This is a genomic window from Aquimarina sp. BL5 (assembly GCF_003443675.1).
Lineage (GTDB): Bacteria > Bacteroidota > Bacteroidia > Flavobacteriales > Flavobacteriaceae > Aquimarina.
Map to the genome: position 1 here is coordinate 2,715,682 of NZ_CP031963.1, position 21,249 is coordinate 2,736,930.

General features: G+C 32.2%; 18 protein-coding genes. 11 read left to right on the plus strand and 7 right to left on the minus strand.

Annotation, left to right across the window (positions count from 1 at the left end; all coding sequences use genetic code 11):
* The first annotated feature begins 295 nt into the window (after positions 1-295).
* The gene (asnS, locus tag D1818_RS11680) at positions 296-1,738 is read left to right on the plus strand and encodes an asparagine--tRNA ligase (protein WP_118459169.1); all 1,443 of its coding nucleotides are present in this window, start codon (positions 296-298) and stop codon (positions 1,736-1,738) included.
* Positions 1,739-1,746: 8 nt separating this feature from the next.
* Here asnS and D1818_RS11685 read toward each other — a convergent pair whose 3' ends face one another.
* From D1818_RS11685 to D1818_RS11715, 7 genes are all read right to left on the minus strand, one after another.
* On the minus strand, positions 1,747-2,328 hold the full coding sequence (locus D1818_RS11685) for a hypothetical protein (RefSeq protein WP_120752585.1): 582 nt from the start codon (positions 2,326-2,328) through the stop codon (positions 1,747-1,749).
* The gene (locus D1818_RS11690; RefSeq protein ID WP_118459173.1) at positions 2,325-2,792 is read right to left on the minus strand and encodes an ankyrin repeat domain-containing protein; all 468 of its coding nucleotides are present in this window, start codon (positions 2,790-2,792) and stop codon (positions 2,325-2,327) included. Before D1818_RS11690 ends, D1818_RS11685 begins: the two co-directional genes overlap by 4 nt.
* Positions 2,793-2,913: 121 nt before the next feature.
* Positions 2,914-3,678, minus strand: a complete 765-nt coding sequence (locus tag D1818_RS11695) for a LytTR family DNA-binding domain-containing protein (protein ID WP_158597042.1) — start codon at positions 3,676-3,678, stop codon at positions 2,914-2,916.
* A gap of 4 nt (positions 3,679-3,682) precedes the next feature.
* Positions 3,683-4,696 (minus strand): sensor histidine kinase, encoded by a 1,014-nt coding sequence (locus D1818_RS11700; protein ID WP_118459177.1) that lies wholly within the window; start codon positions 4,694-4,696, stop codon positions 3,683-3,685.
* Between the two features lie 12 nt (positions 4,697-4,708).
* A complete protein-coding gene (locus D1818_RS11705; protein WP_118459179.1) occupies positions 4,709-5,911 on the minus strand; it encodes a serine hydrolase in 1,203 nt (400 codons plus the stop codon).
* Between the two features lie 9 nt (positions 5,912-5,920).
* The gene (locus D1818_RS11710; RefSeq protein ID WP_233558648.1) at positions 5,921-8,236 is read right to left on the minus strand and encodes an outer membrane beta-barrel protein; all 2,316 of its coding nucleotides are present in this window, start codon (positions 8,234-8,236) and stop codon (positions 5,921-5,923) included.
* Between the two features lie 229 nt (positions 8,237-8,465).
* Complete coding sequence (locus D1818_RS11715; RefSeq protein ID WP_118459184.1) at positions 8,466-9,224, minus strand: helix-turn-helix domain-containing protein; 759 nt, start codon at positions 9,222-9,224, stop codon at positions 8,466-8,468.
* A gap of 324 nt (positions 9,225-9,548) precedes the next feature.
* Between D1818_RS11715 and D1818_RS11720 the strand changes: the two genes are divergently transcribed.
* From D1818_RS11720 to D1818_RS11765, 10 genes are all read left to right on the plus strand, one after another.
* Complete coding sequence (locus D1818_RS11720) at positions 9,549-9,944, plus strand: molecular chaperone Tir (RefSeq protein WP_118459186.1); 396 nt, start codon at positions 9,549-9,551, stop codon at positions 9,942-9,944.
* A gap of 4 nt (positions 9,945-9,948) precedes the next feature.
* A complete protein-coding gene (locus tag D1818_RS11725) occupies positions 9,949-10,662 on the plus strand; it encodes a PspA/IM30 family protein (protein WP_118459188.1) in 714 nt (237 codons plus the stop codon).
* A gap of 65 nt (positions 10,663-10,727) precedes the next feature.
* Positions 10,728-11,042, plus strand: a complete 315-nt coding sequence (locus tag D1818_RS11730) for a YbjQ family protein (protein WP_118459190.1) — start codon at positions 10,728-10,730, stop codon at positions 11,040-11,042.
* A gap of 211 nt (positions 11,043-11,253) precedes the next feature.
* Positions 11,254-11,925, plus strand: a complete 672-nt coding sequence (locus D1818_RS11735; RefSeq protein WP_199726288.1) for a hypothetical protein — start codon at positions 11,254-11,256, stop codon at positions 11,923-11,925.
* A gap of 56 nt (positions 11,926-11,981) precedes the next feature.
* On the plus strand, positions 11,982-14,081 hold the full coding sequence (locus D1818_RS11740) for a flotillin family protein (RefSeq protein ID WP_118459194.1): 2,100 nt from the start codon (positions 11,982-11,984) through the stop codon (positions 14,079-14,081).
* A 212-nt stretch (positions 14,082-14,293) separates the two neighbouring features.
* Positions 14,294-14,542, plus strand: a complete 249-nt coding sequence (locus tag D1818_RS11745) for a hypothetical protein (RefSeq protein ID WP_118459196.1) — start codon at positions 14,294-14,296, stop codon at positions 14,540-14,542.
* A gap of 37 nt (positions 14,543-14,579) precedes the next feature.
* Positions 14,580-14,879: a hypothetical protein gene (locus D1818_RS11750; protein WP_118459197.1), complete on the plus strand. Its 300-nt coding sequence runs from the start codon at positions 14,580-14,582 to the stop codon at positions 14,877-14,879.
* 18 nt (positions 14,880-14,897) lie between these two features.
* Positions 14,898-15,212: a hypothetical protein gene (locus tag D1818_RS11755; protein WP_118459198.1), complete on the plus strand. Its 315-nt coding sequence runs from the start codon at positions 14,898-14,900 to the stop codon at positions 15,210-15,212.
* Between the two features lie 77 nt (positions 15,213-15,289).
* Entirely contained in the window at positions 15,290-16,294 is a 1,005-nt protein-coding gene (locus D1818_RS11760; RefSeq protein ID WP_118459199.1) for a lipopolysaccharide assembly protein LapB, read from the plus strand.
* Between the two features lie 83 nt (positions 16,295-16,377).
* On the plus strand, positions 16,378-21,243 hold the full coding sequence (locus tag D1818_RS11765; protein WP_118459200.1) for a DNA repair ATPase: 4,866 nt from the start codon (positions 16,378-16,380) through the stop codon (positions 21,241-21,243).
* The last annotated feature ends 6 nt before the right edge of the window (positions 21,244-21,249 follow it).

The window sequence follows — 21,249 nt, forward strand, 5'->3', positions numbered from 1 at the left end:
GAAAAAACCGTCAAATTTTAGTTTATTTTAGAAACATCAGTTTTTATTAAAACAAAAACTTATAAAACATTTATCACTAGAATTCGTTTTTTTGAATAGCAAGATTATGTATCAATTCGATTAAAAAATTATCTTTGCTACCTTGAAATTTTATATCCTACATCTATTAAAAAATGAAAGTTAGGAGTATAATCTAATGAATTGATTAAATTAAAAGTAGTGGTAGTATAATAAGAAAGATAATACTAATTTGCCCACATCATCGAACCGATGTAAAACAAATAAAATTAAACTGATGAAACATACCAAAGTAATAGAGGCATTACAGAGTGATAAACTTTTACAGCCTATCACAGTAAAAGGATGGGTTCGTTCTTTTCGTAACGACCGCTTCATAGCTATAAATGATGGGTCTACCATCAAAAATATTCAATGTGTCATTGAAGATAATACTATTGATACCGCTATTGCTAATAAAATAAGTGTTGGCGCAGCTCTTTCTATTACTGGTACGCTTACAGAAAGTGAAGGAAAAGGACAAAGAGTAGAGATTAAAGTTACTAGTGTTGAAATAGAAGGTGAAGCTGATCCAGAAGAATTAAAATTAACAATCCTTTCTCCTAAACGTCATAGCTTAGAAAAACTAAGAGAGCAAGCACATTTAAGAGTTCGCACAAATACTTTTGGAGCTATTATGCGCATGAGATCAAAATTGTCATTCGCCATACACGAGTACTTCCAGAAAAATGACTTTTATTATGTACATACTCCTGTAATTACTAAAAGTGATGCAGAAGGAGCTGGAGAAGCTTTTAAAGTAACAAATTTAGATCTTAACAACGTTCCTAAAGATGAGCATGGTGAGGTAGATTATAAGAAAGATTTTTTTGGTGGTGAAACCAACTTAACAGTTTCTGGACAATTGGAAGCAGAAACCTATGCAATGGGATTAGGTCAAGTATACACTTTTGGCCCAACATTTAGAGCAGAAAACTCTAATACTTCGCGTCACTTAGCCGAATTCTGGATGGTAGAGCCAGAAGTTGCTTTTTGTGATCTAGATGGCAATATGGATCTTGCAGAAGATTTTATAAAGTATGTGATCCAGTTTGTTCTAGATAATTGTCAGGATGATCTAGAGTTTTTAGAAAACAGACTCGTTCAGGAAGATAAACAAAAACCTCAGGCAGAAAGAGCAGAAATGCTACTTAGAGATAAACTAAAGTTCGTTTTAGAGAATAACTTTAAACGAGTAAGCTATACAGAAGCTATAGAAATACTTAAAAACTCTAAACCAAATAAGAAAAAGAAATTTAAATTCCCGATTAACGAATGGGGGGCTGATTTACAAAGTGAACATGAACGCTTTTTAGTTGAAAAGCATTTTAAGTGTCCAGTAATATTATTTGATTATCCCGCGGATATTAAGTCTTTTTACATGAGACTTAACGAAGATGGAAAAACAGTGAGAGCGATGGATATTCTTTTTCCAGGTATTGGAGAGATTGTAGGAGGTTCTCAGCGTGAAGAGCGACTTGATGTTCTTAAAGAAAAAATGGCCGCGTTAAACATACCAGAAGAAGAATTATGGTGGTATCTGGATACACGACGTTTCGGTACTTGTAAACATAGTGGTTTCGGATTAGGTTTTGAAAGATTGGTATTATTCGTTACTGGTATGGGTAATATTCGTGATGTAATTCCTTATCCAAGAACTCCATTAAATGCTGAATTCTAAAACATAGTTTAATTTCTATGTTTCTTTAATAAAATCTCAGAAATTAGATCATCAATTACACTTTGATAAGCATCTAATTTCTGAGATTTATTTTTTGCTTTTTTAATTTTTTCCGAATGAGGTACCTTTCCTGTTTCAGCCAATAACTTCATTGTATTTTCGAAAAAGGCGTTCAAAATAGGCATTACATATTGACTCTGAGTATTTTTATCTCTAAGACGAATAAATTTCTTTGCATACGCCAAAAATAACTGTGGATACTGAGCAAAAGTTATGATCGCCTCAGTAAAATTTTTCTGCACCTCTTCTTTGTCAACAGAATTTCTAAATTTCAGTTTTGTAGTATCAATCTGTTTTAGCACATATAAAAGAGCACTTTCTTTTATAAAATTACTGTAATCCGTATTAGAATAGTAATAAACCTCCATACCAATATTAGTGTTTATAATAAGTACTTCATCTCCAATACTATCCTTAAGAAAAGATTGAAAAGTATCTGCTGTAAACGAAGACATTAATAAACGTCTTTTGATATCGGTAGAACGTATATTTACGGATTTTATATTTTCTATGGAGTCATTTATACTCACTTGCTAACATTCAATAGTTCAGAAAAATCGATCCCTTGGTTTTTCGCGTGCATTGCTACTGTCTGTCCATTATTGTCTTGCGCAGTAACATCCGCACCGTTCTTTATAAGTAACTGCATAATCTCTTTCTGACCAAAATTAGCTGCAAAAATCAATGCAGTAGCTTCGTTATAACTCTTGATATTGACATCAGCACCTGATGCGATCAATAATTCTGCTATTTCATAATATCCTTTGAAACAAACACCCATCAATGCGGTATTTCCAGAAGCATCCTTTGCATTAACATCAGGTTTGTAACTAAGAATCAGTTTCGTAATCTCCATAAACCCATAATACGTAGAAAGTAAAAGTGGTGTAGAGCCTCTTTGATCCTTTATATGTATCAAATCTTTGTCCTTATCAAGAAAGCCTTCTACGGCTTCTAAGTTTTCAGATCTGATTGCATCAAAAATTGTATTCATTGAAATAAAGTTGTAATATTCATAATGATTAAGCGATACCGCTCATATTATTTCTGAAGATATCAAAAAAATATATCAGGAATACTCTAATTAGCAGAAATTTATAATTTCAATAACAAAACTACTCTTCTATCCATTTCCGGAACTCTGATGTAGTAGCAGAACTTGTCATTACCTTTTCCTTTACACCTTTCAATTTTATAAGCAATCTATTTTTAAAATGATTTTCAATCGTTTCGATATATTCAATATGAAGAATCTGACTTCTATTAATTCTAAAGAATTTTTTAGGGTTTAGCTGTTCCGTTATAACTCCTATTTTTTCTAAAACCGGATGTGTTTTTCCATTTAGATCTGTAGCAATGCAAAAATCTCCGGATGCTGCGATCAGACTTATATCAGTAACATTTAATAACTGTATTCCTTTTGCTCGTTTAATTACAAAACGTTTTTTGTATTTCACCTGCTCCTCCTGTATTGCAGATTTTAGCACATTAATTGTAGTACGGTCTAATGGATTATAAGCACCTTGTTTGAATAAGGATTGATACTTTTCTAAAGCTTTCTTAAAATCATGCTGTGAATATGGTTTTAAAATATATGCCACACCATTGGTGTTAAAAGCCTGAAACAAATATTCATCATGTGCTGAACAAAAAACTATAGGACACTCCACTTCTACTGTATCGAACAAATCAAACGAAGTACCATCTAATAATTGGATATCGGATAATATAAAATCATATTTGTTATTATTCAGAAATGTGGTTCCATCTGCAACAGTACGGGACCAGTCATGAGTAATTTGCTCTTTAAAAAAAGTACTCAAACTTGATGTCAATTTTTGATATGCAGGAATTTCGTCCTCTAAAATTAAAATATTCATAACCTTAAGATTCATTGCTTAATTTCAAAATCGGAATAGAAACTTTAAATTTTGATTCCGTATTTATAACCTGTACTTCTTGATCAGATAATAATTTGTAACGTGCTCTCAAATTCTTTAAACCCGTTCCAAAAGATTCTTCTCTAGATTGAATTTTGGTTTTAGTATTCATTACTGTTAACCAATCCTCCTCTATACTAACTACTACCCTAATAGTATTCATTTGCTCAGTTTTATTGTGTTTCACAACATTTTCTAGCAGTGCCTGAATTGATCCGGTAGGAATGAACTTATCTGTAAACGACATCTCTCTCTTAATCTGAAAATCATAATCATTACCAAATCTGGTTTCTATTAAAAAAATATAATTCTCCGCAAAGGCAATTTCCTCAGAAAGCTCCATCACCTCAGCATCTTTAGTTCGAATCAAATAACGATAAATTAACGACAAACGATTAATGTATTCTTTGGCTTTTATAGTATCGCCATCAATGAGTGCATCTAATGTATTGAGATTATTAAATAAAAAATGAGGGTCTATCTGAGACCTTAATAACTTCAACTCATTCTCCTTTTGCTGTTTTTGTACATTAAAAAACTGAGCTTGACCTTCATAAAACTTTTTGGCTAATAAAATACCAAATACAAAACCAGCGTCCTCGGAAAGTCGAAAGAAACTCTGTAATAAAAAATCGTACCACTTTGGAAATTTATTCCAATCCCCATTTCCTGTCCAATATCCTACCAAATAATCTATAGCTCCAAAAAAACATAAAGTAATAAGACCAAAAACAACAAATTGAACATATTTTTTCTCCTTTACTATATAGTTTGGAATTAGCCAGTACATGAAAATTAATATGATTACAAAAGAAAGAACAACTGACAATGGTATATCTATAAGATACTCTATAAGAACATTTTCTGAACGGTAATAGTCGATACAATTAAAAATGGCAGAAACCGCATAGATAATAGCAATTAAGATATAATCCGATTTATTTAATCTAGTGTCCATATTTTAAATCCGTTAATTTTTACGTTTTCTTACACGTCTTATAACCCATTTTACAAAAAATACTATCACAAGAATAAGTAAAATCGACAAGACACCTATAGTCATATATAATTTTGTACTACCCGGATCAGCTAATAAATAGAAAAACATATCCTGCCCTATTTGTTCACCATACTCAGAATTAGTAAATAGCACATATCCCCAATCTTTTTTCGTGTCTAAAAGAAACCAACTAGTAAATCCGATGTTATTACCTCCATGACTATATATATTCGTAAACGGCACTTTTAAATTTGCAAACCCCAATGTATATCTCACGTCAAAATCATCAAAAGGCACTTTAGAATGTGGTTTTAATAATTCTTCATAACTATCCTCAGATAAAATTTCTTCATTCATTACAGCAATCATCCATTTAGAAAAATCCATGGATTCGGAATGTATAGAAGCTGGCGCTGAAAATATACCATCTTCTTTCTTAACCCAATAGTTATTCTCCCAATCCACCCGATTGTTATCTTCATCATAAGGTTCTGCCTTGTGTTTTCTGGTATACTCATTCTGAATGTAAACTGTATGATCCAAGCCCATTGGTTTTCCTATTCTTTTCTGAAATTCTGCCTCTAAACCTGCATCATCTACATTTAGAATATGTTTTAAAACTTGCGTTACATATTGATACCCTTCTCCTGAATAGAAATAATCGGTTCCTGGTTCGAATTGAATTTTCAGCGTATTATCCTTATCATCTTCTCGCCAATTCTGAAAACCCGTTTGATGACTTAATGCCATACGTGTCGTTATTTTTTTATAACGTTCATCGTAAGCAATATCCGGATACTCCATGTACTGATATAATGGCTTATCCAAATCGAGAACACCCTCTTCTACAAATGTCATTACAAAAAAACCAAATACGGGTTTTGATATAGAAGCGCCTTCGAAAATAGTTTGCTCTGTTATTGGTAACTTTTCTTCTGCATTAGCGTATCCTTGTGTTTTATAATAAACAACTTCTCCTTCATTAATGATAGCAATAGAAATCCCCGGAATTTTATATTCAGCCATTTTGGATGTAATAAAAGCATCTAAAGAATCCTTTGGAATGTCAAAACCTAAATAACTATCAACTGAATCATTATCTACAGAAGTACAACTGGTAATTAAGTAACCAATCAGCACAATAACACTAAACTTTTTTACAAAATTTCTCATACTTTTATTTTAGTTTTTATCATCTATTCTATCCTGCTCCTCTTCAGAAACATTATTCCTCTTTTTCTTTTTACTAAACTTAGATCCAAAATTATAATTCAACTGAAGAAAAATATTTTGTCGTGGCCAATCATTTACGATTGTTGCATTTACATTATCATAATTTATAGTTCCTAAGAATTTTCTATTCAGAATTTCTTCAAATTCAAGACTCACCTTTAAGCGATCATTCATAAATTTCTTACTTACAGCAACATCAATTCCCGCTATCCATTTATATTCTATTTGTCCTTCTAATCCACCAGTAGAATAATACCCTGAGATTTCTGAGTTTATACCCCAAGGTAATTTATATTCTGCACTTGTATACCAGGTCAAACTCCATTGCGATACATCCAAAGCTGGAGTTAATCGTTCTGATTTATATTCATTATAATTCACGATTACTCCTGTATATCCATCCAATCCTTTAATAAAATCTAATGGACCAAATAGACTAGCAGTAAAATTATTATTTTCGGCAAGATTGATTACAGAACGAGAGGTTTCTGCAGAAGTATCATTCTGAGTTATAATTTCGAATAATGCATCTTTCGTTTGCCTATAACTTACACTAAAAAAAGGCTGATCATCATAGGTTAGGTTAAAACGAAAACTATTAGTGAAAGCAGGTTTTAGGTTTGGATTTCCTTCTTCAAAAGTAAAAGGATCATAATAGTATACAAAGGAATTTAGAGAACTATATGAAGGTCTTTGAATTCGATAACTATAAGCTACATTGACCCCTAACTCTTCCATTATTTCCCTTCCTAAACTTAGACTGGGAAACAATTTAGAAATCTTTCTTGATCTTGTTTCATTCTGTGTAACCGAAGTACCTTCTGTATCACTTTCTTCCCAACGTAGCCCTCCGGAGAACGACCATTTATTATATTTCGCATTAAACTTTGAGTAAATTGCTAGAATATTCTCATCTATCAAAAATTGATTACTTTGATTTACATTATTTACAAACTCACCCTGATCATTCTCTGTTAACGCTTGTAAATCACTATCAGAATTTACTTCTGAATATTTTGCTCCTGCCGCCCAACTAAAATTATCACTCTGTGTTCTTTTATAATCTCCTTGATACGTAAAAATTTCATAATCAGCATTTTGAAAATATCGTTGATTATCGTATTCAACCGGACTTACTTCAGTCTTGAATAAATTATTCTCATTTTCAAAGGTATAATCGATGTAGCTAAAATCTAGTGTTACTTTATTCTTCTTATCATCGTACTCATAATAGGGATTAAAGGTATACGTCACTCTATCTCTATCATAACTATTGTCTGTCAGCAATTCTACTGACGAAACTCCATTAGTAATGGTTGTATTATTTTTCGTGACTCGATCTGAAAGCGACTGAATTCTATTTGCATTTAAACCAATAGTATTTTTATCATTGACATAATAATCAAAACCACCACTTATTCTAAACGTCTCTGGATCATATGGAGAAATTGATGTTTGATTATAAGTCTCATCCAATACTTGTCTGGAAATTATTAAATCTTCTCTCCAAGAAGATCTATTATATCCAGCACTAGCTTGCCAATTCAGTTTGTTTTTGTAGCTAGCAACAGACGCACTGGTTCCATAAGTAAAGTCATTAACATACCCAATTGTACTTTTTATACTTCCGTGAGTTCCCAATTTCACGTTTTTCTTTAAAATGATATTAACTATAGGACCTGAACCTTCCGCATCGTATTCAGCTCCTGGTTGCTGTATAAGTTCTACTCTTGCTATATTATCTGCGGGCATTTCTCGTAACAGAGACGAAACATCCATATAATCCGTTGTTTTACCATTAATGAGTATTCGTATGTTTCCTTGCCCTCCATAACTTAAATTACCATTAGTCACAATTACTCCAGGTACCTTCTTCATTACATCTTGTAGATTGGTATTGATCATTTCGGATTTTTCGATATCTACAATTAATTTCTCGGCAGTTTGCTTAATAATTGGTTTCTTATACGTAATTAAAACTTCGTCCAACTGCTCGGATTGTAATACAAAATCCATAGATAGTTCTTGTGCATCATTGCTAAAGCTAAACGTTTCTGAAACCTTTGTTTCATATCCCAACATTGATACTTCGATTCGGTAAGTCCCTGCTTTAATATTTTCGAAAAAATAAGTTCCTTTTTCACTGGTAGCCATCGCTAAAATTGCTGTTTCAGTTTTGTCTTTGTATAAAATCACATTGGCAAAAACCAAAGGTTCATTGTTTTGATCGGTAACATTCCCTGTAATGCCGTTCTGTGCGCTCATAGTTTTCACTACGATGAACAAAATAAATAATAGTATTTTTTTGAATCCCATAACTTTTCGTTTCTTGATTGATGATGAAACAAATGTATATTCACAGGACCTTAAGATATAGTCCATTCTGTCCAAAAAGGTTAAAAAAAGGACTAATTGGGTTTAATTCACTTTTAAAATGTAAAACAAAAAAAGGAGCTATTCGCTCCTTTATTATTTGTTTAATGTATGAATTAGACTAACCTAACTTCTCTTTCATTCTAAGTAATTCTTGCTCGATCATTTGTAATTTCCCCTCCATTCCATCTGCAAATTCAGGAATACGTTTACAAAATACATATCGCACCCTCCACATTTCTTTAATTTCAGAAATAGGATATTCATCATCATCAATATTTTTATGATCTGCACGTAACACCACGCTATTCTTAGTGATATATAATCTTCTAAAAATTAACTTTGCATCAGTTAATGCAACTACCAATGTTCCATTATTTAGTTTTTTAATAACATCAGAAGGCACTTTCTCTCCGATAACAATGTCTTTAGGATAAAACCCTTGATCATGATTGGTCATTTCTAAGTTCAGAACAGTATACCCCCTAAACTCTTTGGATGGATTTACTGGTAACTGAATAGTAGGCAATTCTTTTATGAAATTCGTCTTATCATATAAAGATATATACTCACTAGATGTACTTTCGGTAATACAAGGAATCGAAGCAAATTGCTCACGTTTTAAATCTTGTGCATAGGTAGTAAGATCTCCTTTAAACTTTAATAGTTCATTTACGGTTAGTTCACCGGTTAGTAATTTATCTATTTCTATGCTAAAATAATTAGCTATTTTTATAATGGTATCTATTTTGGGCTCACTCCTTCCCTCTTCGTAAGCCCCTAATGTACCGCGTTTAAGATCAAAAAGCTCCGCAAAAGCTTGTTGACTTAAACTTTTAACACTTCTAATTTTTTTAATATTTTTTCCAAAAAATGACATTTTTGCTAATTTTATTTGCAATTATAAAAATTTATTGTACTTTTACACTAACAATATTAGCTAATATATTTAATAAATGCTAATTTTAGTAGAAATACTTTTCTAAAGTATATTGATTTTGGGCGAAATCATTTAGAATACTAAAAATTTTAGCAAACAACTAATTCATTAATCTAAAACAACATACCCATGATAGCAGTAGCAGAATATATTGCCAATTTAGCTGTCGATATAGTAGAAAAGTTATCTCACTTTTTGTAATATTGATATAAGGTCAGAAACAAGAAATAAATTACTAATAATCAATCAAAAAATAACCATCACATGCAAGATCATTTCCAACAGGTGAAAGATTATTTACTGAAGCTTAATTTCTACATAACCCACGAAAACAGAAAAGATGGAATTATAATGATCAGTAAAGAAAATGAAGGGATTAAAAACCTAATTCTTGGTGTAGCATTACCAATTTTAATTATAGAACAACATATTTTTAATATCAAAAACAAAAATGAACTAGTATATCGCAGTTTACTTCAGAAAAACCGAGATATAGTTCACGGAGCATTTGTTCTTGATGAAACCGGGGAAAAAGTAATCTTTAGAGATACCTTACAATTAGAAAACCTGGACCTAAATGAACTAGAAGGAACCTTAAATTCTTTAGGTCTATTATTGAGTGAATACTCGCAACAAATTATAAATTTTTCAAAATATTAATACTATGAACTTTTTCAAAAGACTATTTAAAATAGGTGAAGCTGAGGCAAATTCTGCTATCGATAAAATGGAAGATCCTATTAAAATGACAGAACAGGGGATCCGTGATATGAAAGTTGATCTCGAAAAAAGCCTAGAAGCATTAGCGCAAGTAAAAGCACTAGCTATCAGGTCTAAAAATGATACTGAAGAATTTGCTGCAAAAGCGGAAGATTATCAACAAAAAGCAATGCTAATTCTTAAAAAAGCACAAAGCGGTGATCTTGACACTGCAGAAGCGGATCGATTAGCTAAAGAAGCATTGATCAAAAAAGAAGAATCACTTCAGCATGTAACTCGTGGGAATGTCGAAACAGAAAAATTTGATGGTTCTGTATCTCAATTAGAAAAAAATGTGGAGGAGATCAAACAGAATATTAGCAAATGGGAAAATGAATTAAAAACCCTCAAAGCAAGAGTAAAAGTTTCTGCGGCCACTAAAAATGTAAATAAACAAATGGCAGAAATAGATAGTTCCAGTACGGTTTCTATGCTAGAGCGTATGAAGGACAAAGTAAATCAAGAAGAAGCATTAGCAGAAGCCTATGGGGATATCGCAAATGCATCTAAATCTATTGATGATGAACTTGATAAAGCTGCAAATACGACTGAAATGAATGCAGAAGATGATTTAGCAAAGCTAAAAGAGCAGTTAGGACTGAATGAAAAAAAGAAGTAGAACCGTTTAATAATCAGACACTTTCAGTCTCTTAAGCAAATTATTAACAAAAAAACTAATAAATCATGGTAACATCTACGACAGAAACGATACCTAATAAAGAAGTAATTCAAATTTTAGGAATAGCAAGAGGAAGTACAGTGAGAGCAAGAAATATTGGTAGAGATGTTTTTGCAGGGCTAAAAAATATAGTTGGCGGAGAGATTGAAGAATATACTAAATTACAGGCACAATCTAGAGAACAGGCTATGCAAAGAATGAATCAGGATGCGCAACGATTAGGAGCAGATGCAGTTATTAATGTGCGACTTACTACCTCTATGGTGATGCAAGGAGCATCAGAAATCCTGGCATATGGCACGGCTGTAAAACTTAAATAATAAGATATGGAAATTTTATTTGTAGGATTTTTTTGGACATTTATTATTACCTCTCTGATCTATTTGATTATTAGAAGAATTAAGATTTACAAAACGGAAAATTTTGAAAAAAGAGATAACTAAATAACTAGTAACTAACTAAACAACTAAAACATTGAAGGAATTATTGGACATAGCTTTTTCGCAAGTAAATATGGTACTAACCATACTTATGCTCTTATTAATCTTGTATTGGTTATTTACCATGATTTCGGGGATTGATTTTGATCTAGATGTAGACGTAGATATTGATGTCGATGTTGATGCAGACGTTGATCTGGATATGGATGCCGATAGTAATATCGAAGGAGGAAATCTGGATTTTGAAGACATAGCTAACACCGAAGTTAATAAAGAAGATGTTATTGGCAAAAGAAGAAAACCATTAAAATGGTGGCAAATCCTATTAATCTACTTCAACTTTGTTGGGTTACCATTTATGTTCACATTTACGTGTTGGATATTTATCTGGTGGCTCTGTACGACAATAACCACCACGCTAACTAATAGTTATGATAGCAACTTTGGATTCATTTTCTTCCTTGCAGGAATTATTCCATCTCTATTAATAACCAAAGTTTTTACTACTCCATTTAAAAGTTTTTTTAAGAATTTAAATAAAGATGGAGATGCACCAATTGATTTACTAGGTAGAAAAGGAATTATACAATCCACCGTTTCCAAAGATAAAATGGGCTCGGCAGAAGTATTAGCTGACGGAAATCCAATGTCAATCTATGTAAAATCACTAAATGGAGAACAAATAGATTATCATCAAGAGATTTTAATTATTAAACAGTCAGAAGATAAAAATTTCTATTATGTACAATCCTATGACGATTAAATCCTTAGAATCTTATTTAAGTAAAACTAATAACAACTAATAAACACTAAACTATTATGACAGGCATTTTACCATTTATTGGCATCGGGATAGGCTTGATTCTATTCTTAATCATTGTATACTTTGCGATCATCGCAATGTTCTACAAAAAAATACCCCAAGGACAAGCACTTGTAAGAACAGGATTCAAGGGTACACAAGTAGCAACAGACAAAGGATTATATGTTGTTCCTGTATTTCACAAAGTAGAAATCATGGACATATCTGTTAAGAAAATTCAAATCGAACGTTTAGGAGGTGATGGATTAGTATGTAAAGACAATATGAGAGCAGACATTAAGGTTGCCTTCTTCGTTAGAGTAAACAGTGATGTAGATTCTATCAAAAAAGTAGCGCAGACTATTGGTTGTGAAAGAGCTTCAGAAGTATCAACATTAGAAGAATTATTTGAAGCTAAATTTTCTGAAGCTTTAAAAACTGTTGGAAAGAAATTTCAGTTTACTGAGTTATATGAGGCAAGACGTGAATTCAGAGATGAAATAGTGAATATCATAGGTACAGATCTTAATGGATACACGCTGGAAGATTGTGCTATTGACTACTTAGAACAAACACCCGTTTCATTTTTGAAAATGGATAATATATTAGATGCAGAAGGTATCAAAAAGATTACTGAATTAACCGCTGCTCAAAATATGAAAGCTAACCTTATTAAACGTGATGAGGAAAAGGTAATTCGCAAGCAGGATGTAGAAGCACGTGAAGCCATTTTAGAATTAGATAAGCAATTAGCAGAAAAAGAAGAGCAACAAAGACGTGAGATTTCGAATATCAAAGCCCGGGAAGAAGCAGAAATACTAAAAGTATCTGAAGAAGAAAGACTAAAATCTGAAACAGCTCGTATCTCTACAGAAGAAAAAGTAAAAGTTGCTGAAGAAAATATGCAACGTCAGATCATTGTTGCTGAGAAAAATAAGCAACGTACCGATGCTGTAGAAACAGAAAGAGTAGAAAAAGACAGAATGTTAGAAGCTACAGAACGTGAACGTATCGTAACCCTTGCTCAGATAGAAAAAGAAAAAGTAGTAGAGGTTGAGAAGAAAAACATCCAGGATGTAATTCGTGATCGTGTTACGCTAGAAAAAGGTGTGGTAGAAGAGCAAGAAAATATGAAAGATATTGAAGCTTTTAAAACTGCGGATCGTGAGAAACAAGTAAAAATTACAATTGCCGAAGCAAATGCAGAAGAAGCATTAATTTCTACCATAAAAGCTGCCGAAGCTCAAAAAGAGGCTGCTAAACAAAAAGCGGAAGAAATTAATATCGAAGCATTAGCACATAAAGAAGCTAGCGAAAAAGAAGCAGCTGCAAGAAAAACATTAGCAGAAGCACAAGCAAAAGAAGAAGCTACTATTGGTATGTCTGAGGCTCAGGTAATGCACGCAAAAGCAGAGGCACACGAACGTCAAGGAATTGTAGAAGCATCAATTATTGAGAAAAAAGCGAAAGCAGAAGCTGCTGGTATTTCTGCAAAAGCAGAAGCCTTAAAAGAAGAAGGTGTTGCAGAAGCTGAAGTAATTAAAGAAAAAGCACTTGCCAAAGCAATTGGAGATAAAGAAATTGCATTAGCAGAAGCTGTTGGAATCGAAGAGAAAGCGGAAGCGATGAAAAAACTGGATGGTGTAGGAAAAGAACACGAAGAATTCAAGTTACGATTAGATAAAGAATTACAAGTAGACTTAGCCGAAATCAATATCCAAAAAGAAATTGCATATGCTCAGGCAGATGTGATTGGAGAAGCATTAAAAGCTGCTAACATTGATATCGTTGGTGGAGAAACCATGTTCTTTGATCAAATTATTGGACAAGTAACCAAAGCAAAAGGATTTGACAGACTTGTTAAACATTCGGATACTGTAAAAGACGTAAAAGATGCAATTTTAGGAAGCGATGATGTAAAAGGAAATCTTTTAGAGAAAGTAAAAGAATTTGCTACTAAATACGGAGTCTCTTCAGAGGATATAAAAAATCTTACAATAGCCAATATCTTAATGGATCTAAAACAGAAATCAACGAGTCAAGATGAAAATGATCTCTTTAGCAATCTGTTTAATCTGGCAAAAGGATTAGGATTATCTGATAAGAAATTGAAATAACATTCAGAAAAACACTCCTCCTTTTTCAAGGAGGAGGATGAATCCGTCTAAGACGGATAAAGAGGAGGTTAGAAATCCACAAAACTTTATGAATACAATCATAAGTACATTTTTAGACCCATAAAAGTCAATCCCTGAAAGTCTTGAACTCTCTTTGGGGTAGCGAGTGATTGACTAGATGGGATTTGTTTAACTTTTAAATACGGTTTAATATGGGATTTGGAGGAGCTCAGGGAATGATAACTTCCTTGAAAAATAATAGTAGAAGAAATAAACGAGAAGCTTTTGATGGATGGACTAGTTCTGATAAAGAAAGTAATGGAATAAAAATAGAACCTGTTTCTGAAGAAATTCTAACAGAAATTAGAAATAAGATTCAGAAGCAAAATCGAATAACTACTATCAAAATTATAGCAGTTATTACAATTGGCATCATAACAACAGCTTGGTTGTTATTCTAAAAATCATCGAAATATAAATTATAAACTTGAAAAACGTATGAGTGCAATTTCAGGAATGAACATTTCGATGAAAAATAATAATCGAAGAGTTAAGAGAGAAGCTTTTAGTCATATCACAGGAGAATCTGATGCAGATAGCAAAGGAATTAAAGTGGAACCAGTTTCAGAAGAAATTCTAAAAGAAATTAGGTTAAAAATAAATCAACAACAAAAGGCTACAAAAAAAAGAAATATCATTATTGGAATTATTAGCTTGTTCCTAGTAGCTATCATTTTCTGGGGAATAATACTGCATTTCCAGAATGATCCAGGAGTTAGTTTTGGACCTTTTAGATAATAAAAAAAAGAAAAAATTATGAATAAAAAATTTTTAGGATTAATAGTAGTATTATTTATCGCAGTAGGCATTTTAGCATTCAATACTTATTATAAAAAAGAGAGATTGATAAAAAATGGTACAACTACAACTGCGGTAATAGAAAAAATTTCAAGAAACAAGATTGATAACGAATTCTCTCCTACTGTAGAGAATATTCATATCAAATATAAATACATAGTTAATAATAAGGATTATATAAAAACACAAGAGATTTCAAAACGTGAACATGACTTATATTTCTCTAAGACGGGTAAAGTAGGAGATTCTGTCACCATTACATATGACTCATAAAAACCTACGAATTCTAGGATGGAGAAGATTAAGTAACTAAAAAAACAGTATATCAGATAAAATTAATCTATCTATAAATGTCTATAAAGAAAGGGTTTATTTATTTAATTTTTGTATCAATAATTTTATTTGTTATTGACGGAGTGATGTCGAAAAAAGAGCTTCATAAAGGAATGATTATTAACAAAAAACACTTAAACAACACAGGGCGTTCTGGTGGAAGTAGTACTGGAGAAACCCCTTTCGCTCCTATACCAGAACAGAAAAATGATCCCAAAGGATTTTCTTTTACAATAACAGGAAATTCAAATCAAAAGGTTCACGTAGTTCCTAAAAGAGAAATGTATAACAAAGCTTCGTTAGGTGATTCTATAACTTATATCCAATACAAAGGATTGTTGACAAACATTTTGTGGAATACAATTCCGCATGAGCTGGAAAAACACCCTAATAATGAAAATTATCTCAAGATTCAACAAGAAAAAAAAATAACTAATCCTTTAAATAAAAATGCTTTGCTGTTACATTCAAAAATCAAAAAAATCTATCAGCAATCAGATAAAGATCTCTCCAAGGGTATTGAATATGCTGATTCACTAATTCAAAATGATGAGTTCTTATCTAAACAGAATAAAATAACTAACATACAAGCTATCATAGGGGAAATTCTTTATGACAATAATCAAATAGATCTGGCTTTAGAAAGATTTCTTTTGGTTAAAAAGCAAGAACGTAAACATCTTAAAAACGACGCAAATATTGCAGGATGCTATATAAAAAAAGGAGAATACAAAAAAGCTTTAGAATTACTTACTGATGCATCGAACATAAATAAAGATTTTAAATGGTTGATTGGAAATTATTATGAAGTAATTGAAAGCAAACCAAATGCAATAATAATGTATAAAGAATTATATGATTCTGATAACAAAGCCTATTTTTATTGTAAAAAAAGAATAAAAGCACTTCAAAATTCTGAAACGAAAATGTACAAAGAACTAATCTATTTAAAGAGAAGAGAGCGTACCATAATGCTTAGAAACAGTTTAGGTGGATTTGAAATTAAGAAAGTTAAATATTAAAGTCTAATTATAGCCTGTTATTAATTTTCTTAAAAAAGGAGAGAAACTAATCTTAACTCTGATTAAAAACTAGAGTAACAACTATGGAAGAAACCAACACTAACGACATACAACTAGATGGTGGAACGTATGAAATCATCCAAAAGCGTTTGCAAAAACAAAAGGGTGAACTCCAGAACCGTCTTACACAACTTAATGATGCGAGAAAAGAAGTTTTTGGTAGTGTAGAAACCAAACTCATTGCCAATAATCGTATCAATACAGAGAATAATTGTATTGCACGAGATATTGTAACTATAGGTGATTTTTGTCTTTTTGGGTATAATGTTCATTTCGGATTACGAACGGAAATAAAACTGGATGATGTATTCAGTATATATACGTACGCCGATGATCATTTTATAAATAAAAAATTAGACCTCATCAACGATTCTGTTTTCATTGATGACTTCACAAATCTATATAAATATTATAGAAATACGATCTTTTCTAAGTTTGCTATTGTTGGTAATTACCTACACATGGTGTTTCAGCTCAGCGAAAGTGTCACTGACATCAAAACCTTTAAATGGCTTATAAACGAAGGTACACTTACCTATGTAGATAACCGAAGTGAGCACGAATTTAAATTTCCAAAACAATATGAATTCGAATGGGTGGAGGTTACGCGTGACATGCATCGTTATGGAATACATCCACATATTTCTATATTAGATAAAGTTTTTGTAGAAACTGTAGGTGGTGATCTTACCATAAAAATCGAAGATAATACCGATGACGGAAAAGGAATTTATAATGAAGCTGTAGAACAAGTAGATCAAACACTTGATGATGGTCAATATCGATATGCGAATTTAGGAAACCTCATCGCTTTAGAAATAAAACCGTTTCAGGAAGCTCCAAGATATTTCGTGTATAATCATAAGGTACAAGAGGTTAAAAAAATTGAGTGTATCAAAGACGCCTGTGTTCTCTTACCAGATGATCAAGGAATCATATATCCTAATGGATACTATCTGCAATCTGGTGAAGTCAAACTATTTACCAACGAGATTTCTGATGTGAAATTTCAGGAAAAAATTAGTTCTCCTAATGGCGAAGACTTCTTATATGTGTTTTATGAAAGTAAAAAAGGACTATATACATTAATGTCCTATAATGTTATTGAACAAGAAGTAAAAACTCCAATTATTTGTAATGGTTTTACCATTTTAGAAGGTGGAGAACTGTGTTATTTCAAGACGGAAGATGAACAAACAAAACATCATGTCATTCAGATATGGCAAACTCCTTTCTTAAAAGGAAACGAGATTCCTTCAGAACATACAGATACATTATTATATAAAATTGGTAACAAAGATATCGTAAAGGCAATGGCAGAATGCCATGCGCTCATCACACTCCTTAATAAAGAAGATAATTATGATGGTTTATATGACGATCTGGCTAAATCTTCTAATGACATTGTTGACAGCTATTATTGGATTAGAGAAGAAGACACATGTCGCTTAGATGTCCCCTTAGGGGAAATAAGTAATGCTGCTAATGCAGCTATTGATGAGTTTGAGAAGGTAGTACAACTAAGGAGAACCGCTGCCAATGTCACCAAAGAAACTAAAGAAACTGCCAAAGAAATATTTAACAAGATAAAAAGTAGTTCATTTAGATCTATTGACGATTTTGTACAAGTATTATCACAACTAAGAACGTTACGTGGTGAAGTTATTGGTTTAAATGACATCAGATACATTGATAAACAATTTATCACCGACCTAGAAACCGAAATCGCTGAACAAACTGATAAAATTTCGCAACGCTGTGTACAATTCTTATTAGATGATAAGGCACTACTACCCTATCACGCTCGAGTAGAAGAAAAACAACAAGAGCTAGAAGCAATCAAAAAAGTAATTGAGGCCAAAAAATTAGAAGAAGAGGTCAATCAAATTGCTAAAGATTTGGAAATGCTTATTGACATAGTTTCTAATCTACAGATCGAAGACACTTCGCATTCTACTAAGATTATTGATAACATATCCTTGATTTTTGCAACGATTAATCAGCTAAAAGCTGGAATTAAGAATAAAATAAAATCCCTGGGTAGCAAAGAAGCGAATGCAGAATTTGCCGCACAACTGAAATTAGTGGACCAGAGTATTATCAATTACCTTGATATTGCCAATACTCCAGAAAAAACAGATGAATTACTAAACAAGGTATCAGTTCAGTTAGAAGATCTGGAAGGTAGATTTGCTGATTTCGAAGAGTTTATTACGCTAATTATAGAAAAGCGTGAAGAAGTATACAATGCTTTTGAAGCCAGAAAAAACAGTTTGATCGAGGCAAGGAATAAAAAAGCCGTTGCTTTAGAAAATGCTGCAAGTAGAATACTAAAAGGAGTTACTAAAAAGGCATTAAGTTTTGATTCTGTCGCTGATATCAATGGATATTTTGCATCTGATCTAATGATCAATAAGCTTAGAGACATCATTGCGAATTTAATGGAACTGGACGACGCTGGTAAAGCTGAGACTATTGAAACTGCATTAAAAGTAGCCAAAGAAGATGCTACGCGTAAGTTAAAAGACAAACAAGATCTCTATGAAGATGGTGAGAATATCATTAAACTAGGAAAACATAAGTTTGGTGTAAACAAACAACCATTAGATCTTACTATTGTATACAAAGACAATACATTACAATATCATCTTACTGGTACCGATTTCTATCAGGAAATTGAAAACGAAATATTACTAAAATCTAAAAAATACTGGGATCAAGAGCTAATTTCTGAAAACCAAGAAATATATCGTGCAGCCTATTTAGCGTATAAAATATTCAATACTAAAAAGGATGAATTATTAAATCTAGGAGAAGAAGAATTACTAGAACTCATAAAATCGGAAAGTAGTAAAAACTATGCTGAAGGATATGTAAAAGGAGTTCACGATGTAGATGCTGCTACAATTCTAAAGGTTTTAGTGAGTAAAGATCACGATCTTGGGTTATTACGTTATGACTCACTCTCTAGATCCTATGCACAATACTTTTGGAGTAGTTTAGATACAGAAAAGAAAACATATTGGAATAATACCATAAAAGCATCAGGAGAAGTTTTAGAAATTTTCTCGGATAGTACGGAGTATCAAACAATACTTTCTGATTTAGCAAAAGAGATTTCTACTTTCGCGGAAACGCAAAAGCTTTTTGGCAAAAAATATAGTAACACCATTAGCAATTACCTTTTTACCGAACTGCAAACAGATGATGTGTTTTGTATCAGTCAAACTGCAAATGAATTACACGATTTATTTCTTGCCGAATTGGAAAAGAAAAAAGTAATTAGCAAGTTTAAGAAATCTATAGAGCCTACTGCTGGAAAGAGTCAAAAAGATCTAATACGTTTAACATTGCAATGGGTAACCGCTTTTCTGAAAGCACATCATCCAAAAGAGATAGAATATGCGCAGGAAATTGTATGTGTTTTATTATATAAAAAGGAATCAGTTTCAGAAGTAATTCACGTAAATCCTTCACAAATCATTGAAGGATTGAAAGGGAGTCATCCTACTATCAATGAAACTAATTTTGAATTTAATTATCATCATTTTATTACTCGATTATTAGAATTTTCAGATATAGAAGTTCCTGCATACTCAGCATATCGAGAAGCAAAACATGCCGTAACTGAATCCTTAAAAGAGGATCTTAAACTCGAAGAATTTAAACCAAGAGTCTTATCTTCTTTTGTACGTAATAAGCTAATTGATCAAGTCTATCTGCCTTTATTTGGAGATAATCTTTCTAAACAATTAGGAAGCGTCGGAGACAATAAACGTACCGACAGAATGGGGATGCTATTGCTGATCTCTCCACCTGGATATGGTAAAACAACTTTGATGGAATATATGGCTAACCGTTTAGGGTTGGTATTTATGAAAATCAATGGCCCAGCGATTGGTCATGAAGTTACTTCAGTCGATCCAATGGCTGCTACTAATTCTGCTGCTCGCGAAGAACTAAAAAAATTAAATTTAGCTTTTGAAATGGGGAATAATGTAATGCTTTATCTAGATGATATTCAACATTGTAATCCAGAGTTTTTACAGAAATTTATTTCGCTAGCAGATGGTACTCGTAAGATTGAAGGAATTTATAATGGACATCCTAAAACATATGACCTGCGTAGTAAGAAATTCTGTGTAATTATGGCAGGAAATCCATATACCGAAAGTGGAGATAAGTTTCAGATTCCGGATATGTTAGCCAATAGAGCTGATATATACAATTTAGGAGATATTATTGGGGATACAGCAGATTTATTCAAACTCAGTTTGATAGAAAATGCTTTGACTTCTAACCCGGTATTACACCAGTTAAGCAGTAAATATTTTGAAGATATTTATGGACTAATTGAAATGGTAGAATCTGGCACTCAAGAAGGCATAGAGCTAAAAGGCAATCACACTAAGCAAGAAATACAAGATTATCTGGCAGTATTAGAAAAAGTAGTGACTATACGTAATACGGTAATGCAAGTAAATGCCGCATATATACAATCTGCAGCAATGGAAGATTCTTATCGCACAGAACCTTCTTTTAAATTACAAGGATCTTATCGTGATATGAGTAAACTGGTAGCCAAAGTAGTTCCGATTATGAATGAAAAAGAATTACAAACCTTACTCCTATCACATTATGAAAATGAATCACAAACGTTAACCAGTGCTGCAGAAGCAAACCTTCTTAAATACAAAGAACTAACTAATACCATTATAGAGGAAGAGGCTGCGCGTTGGGAAACTATCAAAGAAACTTTTATCAAAAATAATAAGTTAAAAGGCTTTGGTGATAAAAATGAAATGGCACAAGTATTGGCTCAGATGATGCAGTTTAGTGAACATTTATCAGGAATTCAAGATGTATTGAAGAAAGGGTTAGAGAAATAATTGCAA

What these genes read in the sequence shown, in the direction of transcription:
- D1818_RS11695 (WP_158597042.1), bottom strand. Translation starts at nt 3,678, where the DNA reads ATGAATATTTTAATTTTAGAGGACGAAATTCCTGCATATCAAAAATTG.
- D1818_RS11750 (WP_118459197.1), top strand. Translation starts at nt 14,580, where the DNA reads ATGAGTGCAATTTCAGGAATGAACATTTCGATGAAAAATAATAATCGA.
- asnS (WP_118459169.1), top strand. Translation starts at nt 296, where the DNA reads ATGAAACATACCAAAGTAATAGAGGCATTACAGAGTGATAAACTTTTA.
- D1818_RS11710 (WP_233558648.1), bottom strand. Translation starts at nt 8,236, where the DNA reads ATGAGCGCACAGAACGGCATTACAGGGAATGTTACCGATCAAAACAAT.
- D1818_RS11740 (WP_118459194.1), top strand. Translation starts at nt 11,982, where the DNA reads ATGACAGGCATTTTACCATTTATTGGCATCGGGATAGGCTTGATTCTA.
- D1818_RS11765 (WP_118459200.1), top strand. Translation starts at nt 16,378, where the DNA reads ATGGAAGAAACCAACACTAACGACATACAACTAGATGGTGGAACGTAT.
- D1818_RS11755 (WP_118459198.1), top strand. Translation starts at nt 14,898, where the DNA reads ATGAATAAAAAATTTTTAGGATTAATAGTAGTATTATTTATCGCAGTA.
- D1818_RS11720 (WP_118459186.1), top strand. Translation starts at nt 9,549, where the DNA reads ATGCAAGATCATTTCCAACAGGTGAAAGATTATTTACTGAAGCTTAAT.
- D1818_RS11700 (WP_118459177.1), bottom strand. Translation starts at nt 4,696, where the DNA reads ATGGACACTAGATTAAATAAATCGGATTATATCTTAATTGCTATTATC.
- D1818_RS11705 (WP_118459179.1), bottom strand. Translation starts at nt 5,911, where the DNA reads ATGAGAAATTTTGTAAAAAAGTTTAGTGTTATTGTGCTGATTGGTTAC.
- D1818_RS11735 (WP_199726288.1), top strand. Translation starts at nt 11,254, where the DNA reads ATGCTCTTATTAATCTTGTATTGGTTATTTACCATGATTTCGGGGATT.
- D1818_RS11690 (WP_118459173.1), bottom strand. Translation starts at nt 2,792, where the DNA reads ATGAATACAATTTTTGATGCAATCAGATCTGAAAACTTAGAAGCCGTA.
- D1818_RS11760 (WP_118459199.1), top strand. Translation starts at nt 15,290, where the DNA reads ATGTCTATAAAGAAAGGGTTTATTTATTTAATTTTTGTATCAATAATT.
- D1818_RS11730 (WP_118459190.1), top strand. Translation starts at nt 10,728, where the DNA reads ATGGTAACATCTACGACAGAAACGATACCTAATAAAGAAGTAATTCAA.
- D1818_RS11745 (WP_118459196.1), top strand. Translation starts at nt 14,294, where the DNA reads ATGGGATTTGGAGGAGCTCAGGGAATGATAACTTCCTTGAAAAATAAT.
- D1818_RS11715 (WP_118459184.1), bottom strand. Translation starts at nt 9,224, where the DNA reads ATGTCATTTTTTGGAAAAAATATTAAAAAAATTAGAAGTGTTAAAAGT.
- D1818_RS11725 (WP_118459188.1), top strand. Translation starts at nt 9,949, where the DNA reads ATGAACTTTTTCAAAAGACTATTTAAAATAGGTGAAGCTGAGGCAAAT.